This window comes from Trinickia sp. (assembly GCF_051953955.1).
Taxonomy (GTDB): Bacteria; Pseudomonadota; Gammaproteobacteria; order Burkholderiales; family Burkholderiaceae; genus Trinickia.
The window spans coordinates 83802-91575 of record NZ_JBQCIF010000127.1 but is presented as its reverse complement, the minus strand read 5'-3'; the positions used below and the strand labels follow the sequence as shown (position 1 = coordinate 91575).

The following is a 7774-nucleotide window of genomic DNA, read 5'->3' as shown; positions in this document are numbered from 1 at the left end:
AGTGCCCAGCTGTAAGAAGCTTGGTTGAAAGGCAGATTTCTGTTGCCGGACGGCTACGTTTGCGGCAATATTTCGCGTCGTTGTATATCTCGTTGTATCTCGCGATTCGAATTTGGTGTGGGCCTTGCGCTGTAAGGCGTCGAGAGTCGTCTTCGATCCCCTCAGCACCACCATTTCCGTTCGCAATTGGCTTCCTGGCAGGTTCGCAGCGTTCTGCCGTGATACCCAAGGTAGTACCCGAAAGTAGTACCCCAAAACCCGCATGGCTATCGGCTCTGCGGGTTTTTTGTCGTCCGTCGCGAGCCCCGCCGAAAGCCCGCTGACTGCCGCCTAGAGCCGCGCTTTTATCGTTGTATCTTTCGTTGTATTTCGCGATCCATGCCGATATGTTTTGATCGCACGGCCGTCTCTCTTATGCGTCGCCCTCGTGCGCGGACGGTGAATGCCACCGATAACCTGCGCGCATCAATCGTTCCGAACATTGCACTTATCGTTTCCAATCGTCCAGGCGATCATTCGCCAAACGATCACCGCCCGAACGCGGCAAAGATCGGGCGTTTCAAGGAGACAACTCAGTGCATCCTTCCCCCAGCACCCGGCTTCCCGGGCAGTCCAAGACATCTGTCGTCGTCCGCGTGACGGCGGGCAACTTCCTCGAGCAGTTCGATTTCTTTTTGTTCGGTTTTTATGCCACGCAGATCGCCGCCGTTTTCTTCCCGGCAGCGAGCGATTTCGCGTCGCTGATGATGACCTTCACCGTGTTCGGCGCAGGCTTTCTCATGCGGCCACTCGGCGCGATCGTCCTGGGTGCCTATATCGATGACGTCGGCCGCCGCAAAGGCCTGATCGTGACGCTGTCGATCATGGCGAGCGGGACCATTCTCATCGCGTTCGTCCCCGGCTATGCCGCGATAGGGCTCGCTGCCCCCGCCTTGGTTCTGGTTGGCCGCCTGCTGCAGGGTTTTTCGGCCGGCGCGGAACTGGGTGGCGTGTCGGTCTATCTCGCCGAAATGGCGACACCGGGCCGCAAGGGTTTCTTCACGAGCTGGCAGTCCGCCAGCCAGCAGGTCGCGATCGTCGTGGCGGCCGCGCTCGGCTACGCGGTCAATCAATGGCTCGATCCCACGGCGATCGCCGCGTGGGGATGGCGCGTGCCGTTTTTCGTCGGCTGCATGATCGTGCCTTTCATCTTCGCGCTTCGCCGCAAGCTCGCGGAAACGCAGGAGTTCGAGCAGCGCCGGCATCGCCCGAACATGAAGGAGGCATTCGCGACGCTCGCGCAGAATTGGGGTGTCGTGATCGGCGGCATGCTGCTCGTCGCAATGACCACTGCGAGCTTCTATCTGATCACGGTCTATGCGCCGACCTTCGGCAAGAAAGTCTTGCATTTGAGCACCGCCGACAGCCTGCTCGTCACACTGTGCGTGGGCGTTTCGAACTTCATTTGGCTGCCGATCGGCGGGGCCTTGTCGGATCGCGTCGGCCGCCGTCCGCTGCTGCTCGCGATGACGGCCATGGCGATCGCGACCGCATACCCCGCGCTTTCGCTGCTGGCCCACGCGCCGAGCTTCGTCAACATGCTGCTCGTGCTGTTGTGGCTCTCGTTCATGTACGGCATCTACAACGGCGCCATGATCGTCGCACTCACGGAGGTCATGCCGGTCGAGGTGCGCGTCGCCGGATTCTCGCTGGCCTACAGCCTCGCTACGGCGGTCTTCGGCGGGTTCACGCCCGTCATCTCGACCGCACTCATTCACGCGACGGGCGACAAGGCCGCGCCGGGCTTCTGGCTGAGCTTTGCGGCGGCGTGCGCGCTCGGCGCCACGCTCGCGCTGTATCGGCGCCGTGGCGTCACGGTGGCCGCGGCTTCCTGAAGCGCGCTCGGCATTTCTCGAACCTTTTGACACGACCTTCCACCATGAAATCCCTTTTTCTGAAGCTCTGTACCGCCGTGCTGTTCGTCGGCGCCGCGGTTGCCAATGTGCAGGCTGCCGATCTGCACGTGATGACCTCCGGCGGATTCAACGCCGCCTACAAGCTGCTCGGCCCGAAGTTCGAGGCGTCGACGGGCAATACGCTCGATACCGTGCAAGGCCCATCGATGGGCAAATCGCCGGAAGCCATTCCGAACCGGTTGCAGCGCGGCGAGCATGCGGACGTGGTCATCATGGTCGGCTACGCACTCGACGATTTGATCAAGCAAGGGAAGGTGAGGCCCGATTCACGCGTCGAGCTTGCGGATTCGCGCATCGGGATGGTCGTGCGCGACGGCGCGCCCAAGCCCGACATCGAGTCCGCCCCGGCACTGAGAGAAACCTTGCTCCACGCGCGGTCCGTCGCCTACTCGGATAGCGCGAGCGGCGTCTATATCGAGCGCGAGTTGTTCAAGCGTCTCGGTATCGAAGCGCAAATGAAGAGCAAATCGAAGATGATCCCGCGGATTCCCGTCGCGTCCGTGGTGGCCTCCGGCGACTATGACGTCGGATTCCAGCAGGTAAGCGAGTTGCTTCCGATAAAAGGAGCCGAGTATGTCGGCAAGATTCCGGAGTCGCTGCAATCGATCACGCGCTTCGCCGCCGGCATCCCGGTCGGCGCCGAGCATCCCAAGGAAGCCAAAGCGCTGCTCGACTATCTCGCCTCGCCTGCGGTGCAGCCGGTCGTGACGTCGACCGGCCTCGATTCGATCGAGGGTCATTGAAGCATCGGTTAGGCGGGGCGGGCGAGCGCTGAACGCCAAGCAGCCCCGTACGTCATCCCGCGGTCTTCTTCGCCGTGCCGCGCCTGCCGCCGCGCTTGGTCTCCAGGATCATCTGATAGAACTGCTGCGCGGCCGGCGTCAGCGGGCGCCCGCGGCGCCGGATGATGCCGACGCGCCGCGTCACGACCGGTTCGACGAGCGGAATGCTCGTAAGGACCGGATGATCGTGAAGGGGCATTGCCATCGAAGGCACGGCCGCCACACCGAGTCCCGCCTCGACGAGACCGAGCATCGTCGTGACATGGCGGGTCTCGCAAACGCTCGCCATGTCCGGCGTGATCGTGGTCAACGCTTGATCGAGCAGCAGGCGGTTTCCGGACGTTTTATCGACGGAAACGTACTCGTGCGCATAAAGTTCGTTCCAGGACACACGGGTTTTTCGGGCGAGCGGATGATCGCGACGGCACGCCGCGACGAAGCGTTCCTGCAGCAAGACCTTGAACTCGACTTCGGCCTCTTGGCTGCCCATGAAGCTCACGCCGAAATCGGCTTCACCGCTGATGACGGCACCGAGCACTTCGTTGGCGCTCGCATCGTAGAGCTTGACCCGGATGCGCGGGTAGCGGCTATGGTAGGCAGCGATGACGCTCGGCAGAAAATAGTAGGCAACCGACGGCACGCATGCGATGGTCACGTGGCCCATGCGGCTCGTGGATACGTCGCGGATGCCGAGCAGCGCGACGTCGAGATCGTCGAGCAGTTGTTCCGCGCTGCGGGCGAACACACGGCCGACGGTGGTGAGCGCCACACTGCGCGTGGTGCGCTCGAAAAGCCGGACGCCGAGCGCCGCCTCGAGCTTCTCGATGCGGCGGCTCAGCGCCGGCTGCGAAATGTTGACCGCCTCCGCTGCTTTGCGAAAGCTGCCCAATTCCACGACGGCTCGAAACGCCTGCAAATCGTTCAGATCGAAGTTGACACCCATGAGCCGCTCGCTAAAAACTGACGTGCGGCTATTGTGCATCAACGGTCCCGAAAATTTGCGCGATGAAGGCGGGCTTAGGCTCGTTCCTCTTAGGCTCGTTCCTCTTACGCGCGCTCCCTGACCGCGGCCCAATCGTTCTTTTCGACGGTCTGCCCGTGCTCGGGCATTCCATGTCCGTGGACGAGCCGAAGCGCTTCTTCACGACTTCCCACGCACGGGCCCGAGCCGAGCAGCGGCCGGCGTGCCGTCTCCTTCAACGCGAGCACCGACGCGATGCCGATGACGGATGCGCCCATCAGATAATAGGCGGGCATCATCAGATCGCCGGTGCGGTCGACTAGCCATGCCGCGACGAGCGGAGTCGTTCCGCCGAACAGCGAGACGGAAACGTTGAAGCCGATCGCGAGCGCGCCGTAGCGGATCCGCGTGGGGAACAGCGCAGGCAGCGACGACGGCATCACGCCCGTGAACGTCGATAGCAGCACACCGAGGATCAGCATGCCGCCGAACACGGATGGCATCGTGCCGATGCGGATCAGCAGCAGTGCCGGGATCGAGAGCAGCAGCAAGCCCAAGCAGCCGAACAGCATGACCGGCCGGCGTCCGATCTTGTCCGACAGATGCCCCGCAAAGAGCGTCATCGGCATCATCAGCACCATCACGGCCAGCACGATGACGAGGCTCCTCGATTCATCGAAGCGCAGCGTCGCCGACAGATAGCTCGGCAAATACGACAACGCCATGTAGTCGGTCACGTTGAAAATCAGTACGAGCCCCACGCATTGCATCAGGGGCTTGCCCTGCTGTTTCAGCAATTGGAGGAACGTCTGCTTCGGACGCGAGCGTTCGTTTTCCTCGCGCGATTGCGCTTCCTTCTTGAAGGCCGGCGTTTCTTCGAGCTTCAGGCGGATGTACAAGCCGAGCAGCCCGAGCGGGCCCGCGATGAAGAAAGGCACGCGCCATCCCCACGAGAGCAGCGCATGTTCGGAAAGCGTGGCGGTGAGCCAAGCCACCGTGCCCGCGCCGAGGATATAACCGACCAGCGTGCCGAGTTCGAGAAAGCTGCCGGCGAAACCGCGGCGGCGATCCGTCGAGAACTCGGCGATGAACGTGGCCGCACCACCGTATTCGCCGCCCGTCGAAAAGCCTTGAATGAGGCGCGCCACGAGCAAAAGAGCAGGGGCGAGCGTTCCGATCGAGGCGTAGCTCGGAATCAGGCCGATCGCGAACGTGCCGACGGCCATCAGGATCATCGTCATGGCCAGCACGCGCTGGCGCCCTATTTTGTCGCCGAGCGGGCCGAACACCATGCCGCCGATCGGGCGCACGAGAAACGCCGCCGCGAACGTGCCGAACGTCGCGATCAGTTGCGCGGACGGGCTGCTCGACGGGAAGAACACCTTGCCGAGCGTGACGGCGATATAGCTATAGACACCGAAGTCGAACCATTCCATCGCATTGCCGAGCGCCATCGCGCCGACGGCGCGCTTGAGCAGAGCGTTGTCGACGACCGTGATATCGGCCAGCGTCAGTCGCGAGTTCGAGGATCGGGGGCGCGTGGTGCGTTTTTGCGGACGGCTCAATGGACACACTCCTGAAGATGGCGTTGAAATGGCGTTGCCAAGCCCGCGAGCGCGAAAAAAGCGCTCGTGGGCACAGGTGATCGGGCATGGCGGCGCGTGAAGGCTTGCGGGCGCGCCGGAGTGCCGAGCGATGCGGGCGATGCATGGGGCAAAGCGGCCCGCCGCGCGACACGAGAAGAAGAAATGGTTGGATCGATTTTAGGGAGCCCTATGCGGTCGGGTCATCACTCATGCGTCCGGAAATCGCCCTAAAACGACACGCGGATGCAACACCCGCACGGACCGCCGCCCGCATGTCGGCGCGAGGCACGCATCATCGCATTTAAGCAGCTGCCGTGTCGCAATAGCGCAAGCGCTGGTCGCAATTGATCGATAAGCTATTGTTTATCTGGGCAAATATGTTGGAAATAGCGAATGCCTGAAATGCTGGTTACATGAGGAGACGGACTCGATGCAAACCCCCAAAGTCGTCGTCAAAGGTCTCACCAAGGTCTTTGGAAGCAATCCGCAGCAAGCGCTTGCCATGCTGGCCGCCGGATCGACGAAAGATGAAGTGCTCAAGCGCACCGGCCAGGTCGTGGGTGTCCACGACGTGTCGCTCGAGGTCCAGGAGGGCGAGATTTTCGTGCTGATGGGCTTGTCCGGCTCGGGCAAGTCCACGCTGATCCGGCTCGTCAACCGCCTCGTCGAGCCGTCGGCCGGCAACGTGCTGATCGACGGGCGCGACGTGGCGGTGGCACGCCGCTCCGAGCTCATTGCGCTGCGCCGCAAGGACATGAGCATGGTGTTCCAGTCGTTTGCGCTGATGCCCCAGCGCACCGTGCTGTCGAACGCGGCATTTGGCTTGGAGGTGGCGGGCGTGAGCCGCAAGGAGCGCGAGCGGCGTGCGCTCGACGTGCTCGATCAGGTGGGGCTCGCACCGTTCGCCCAGAAGCTGCCGCGGGAACTGTCCGGCGGCATGCAGCAGCGCGTCGGTCTCGCTCGCGCGCTGGCCGTCAATCCCTCGCTGATGATCATGGACGAGGCGTTTTCCGCGCTCGACCCACTCAAACGCAAGGAGATGCAGGACGTGCTACTGCAACTGCAGCGCGAGCATCGTCGGACGATCATGTTCGTTTCGCACGATCTCGAGGAGGCGCTGCGGATCGGCAATCGGATCGCGATCATGGAAGGCGGTCGCCTCGTGCAGGTGGGCACGCCCCACCAGATCATCGCGAATCCGGCCGATGAATACGTCCGCGCATTCTTCCAAGGCGTCGACACGAGCCGGTATCTGACGGCGCGCGATCTCGCGCAGACGGACGCCGTGCCGACGGTGTCGAAGCTCGATGCCGCGAGTGTCGCCGCAAAGTTCGACGGCAACGCCCAATACGCGTTCGTGCTCGATGCCGAGCGCAAGATTCGCGGCTATGTCGCGCGCGACGGGGCAGGCACTGCGGCGCCGAGCGTGCGTCCCGTCGAAAGCATTTCGTGCGATGCGACGCTCGACCATGTCGTCGAACGCGTGTCCGCCAGCGCTCACGCGCTACCCGTCGTCGATAGCGACGGTTGCTACTGCGGCTCGGTCGATCGCGCCGCGCTCCTGAAAGCCATTACGCGTTCGCGAGGTTCCCATGTCTGAACTCATCCCACTCGGTAGTTGGGTCGATCAATCCGTTCACTATCTGCTTGATCACGACTCCAACGCGTTCGATGCGGTCGGCCGCGCGATCGACGGCCTTGCCGGCCTCGTCGAACACGGCCTGCAAGCGATCCCCATGTGGCTCTTGATGGCGATCTTCATCGGCATCGGCCTTTGGCGCGTCGGCTGGCGCTTCGCGCTTTTCACGACGGCTTCGCTGCTGCTCATCTTCGCAACAGGCTTCTGGGATCAAACGGTCGTCACGCTGGGCCTCACGCTGTCGTCGACGATCATCAGCCTCCTGTTCGGCATCCCGCTCGGCATTTGGGCGGCAAAGAGCAAGCTCGTGACGTCGATCGTGCGTCCGGCCCTCGATTTGATGCAGACGATGCCTGCATTCGTCTACCTGATTCCGGCCGCGATGCTGTTCGGCCTCGGCCGCGTGCCCGGGATCCTGTCCACGGTGATCTTCGCCATGCCGCCGGCCGTGCGCCTCACGAGCCTCGGCATCCGGCAGGTGAACATGGAGATCGTCGAAGCAGGGCAGGCGTTCGGCTGCACGCCGTGGCAACTGCTCTATAAGGTTCAGTTTCCGAACGCGCTGCCGTCGATCATGCAAGGCGTGAACCAGACGATCATGATGGCGCTCTCGATGGTGATCATCGCGTCGATGGTCGGCGCGGGCGGCTTGGGCAACGATGTGCTTGCCAGCATTCAGCGGCTCGACATCGGCCTCGGCTTCGAAAGCGGCTTGGCGGTGGTGCTGCTCGCCATCATCCTCGACCGCGTGACGGAAAGCTTCGGCCGGGCACCCGGCAGCGCGAAGGCGCCGCTGTTCGCCGTGTTCAGGACCCGCTCCAAGGCGGCCGTGGCTCGCGCTTGAAAAAAAC

5 protein-coding genes and 1 pseudogene are annotated in these 7774 nt (G+C 63.0%); 4 read left to right on the top strand and 2 right to left on the bottom strand.

Annotation, left to right across the window (positions count from 1 at the left end; genetic code table 11):
* Nucleotides 1-575: 575 nt before the first annotated feature.
* The gene (locus tag ACTHNZ_RS24275; RefSeq protein WP_440545140.1) at nucleotides 576-1874 is read left to right on the top strand and encodes an MFS transporter; all 1299 of its coding nucleotides are present in this window, start codon (nucleotides 576-578) and stop codon (nucleotides 1872-1874) included.
* A gap of 44 nt (nucleotides 1875-1918) precedes the next feature.
* Entirely contained in the window at nucleotides 1919-2698 is a 780-nt protein-coding gene (locus ACTHNZ_RS24270; protein ID WP_440545139.1) for a substrate-binding domain-containing protein, read from the top strand.
* Nucleotides 2699-2750: 52 nt separating this feature from the next.
* Here ACTHNZ_RS24270 and ACTHNZ_RS24265 read toward each other — a convergent pair whose 3' ends face one another.
* Nucleotides 2751-3680 carry a LysR family transcriptional regulator gene (locus ACTHNZ_RS24265; protein ID WP_440545138.1) on the bottom strand — a complete coding sequence of 310 codons (930 nt, stop codon included), beginning with the start codon at nucleotides 3678-3680 and terminating at the stop codon, nucleotides 2751-2753.
* Nucleotides 3681-3784: 104 nt separating this feature from the next.
* The gene (gene proP, locus ACTHNZ_RS24260) at nucleotides 3785-5263 is read right to left on the bottom strand and encodes a glycine betaine/L-proline transporter ProP (RefSeq protein WP_440545137.1); all 1479 of its coding nucleotides are present in this window, start codon (nucleotides 5261-5263) and stop codon (nucleotides 3785-3787) included.
* Nucleotides 5264-5711: 448 nt separating this feature from the next.
* Here proP and ACTHNZ_RS24255 point away from each other — a divergent pair.
* A pseudogene (locus tag ACTHNZ_RS24255) lies at nucleotides 5712-6884 on the top strand (quaternary amine ABC transporter ATP-binding protein); the annotation flags it as partial.
* Nucleotides 6877-7767, top strand: a complete 891-nt coding sequence (gene choW / locus ACTHNZ_RS24250; RefSeq protein WP_440545136.1) for a choline ABC transporter permease subunit — start codon at nucleotides 6877-6879, stop codon at nucleotides 7765-7767. The pseudogene ACTHNZ_RS24255 and the gene choW, both read left to right, overlap by 8 nt.
* Nucleotides 7768-7774 lie beyond the last annotated feature (7 nt).